We start from the raw sequence: 354 nt of genomic DNA, 5'->3' as shown, positions 1-354 counted from the left end.
TTGTCACGGAAAATCTCAATTACCGCGCCGATAAACTGGTGGGAATATTCGGTGCCAGGCGGATTACTCAACAACAGGCTAATGCGCTGGGCAGAACGACAGAACAGCCCGCACGTCCGGATGCGATTGCCAACCTGGTTTATGGCGGGGACTGGGGTTACAAAAACCTCGGGAACAAGGCTAATGGTGACGGCTGGAAATATCGCGGTCGCGGGTTGATTCAGGTCACCGGGCTGAACAACTACCGTAGCTGTGGTGCTGCGCTCAAGCTCGACCTGGTTGCCACGCCTGAACTGCTCGAACAGGAACTGCATGCTGCACGTTCGGCGGCATGGTTCTACACCTCCAGAGGTT

1 protein-coding gene is annotated in these 354 nt (G+C 55.9%); it reads left to right on the top strand.

Going from position 1 to position 354, the window contains the following annotated elements; genetic code table 11:
- A partial coding sequence (locus tag GTGU_RS23745; RefSeq protein ID WP_038163972.1) for a glycoside hydrolase family 19 protein occupies nucleotides 1–354 on the top strand: 354 nt, incomplete at both ends.

The organism is Trabulsiella guamensis ATCC 49490, from assembly GCF_000734965.1.
Classification (GTDB): Bacteria; Pseudomonadota; Gammaproteobacteria; order Enterobacterales; family Enterobacteriaceae; genus Trabulsiella; species Trabulsiella guamensis.
This window is presented reverse-complemented; position numbering and strand designations above follow the sequence as displayed.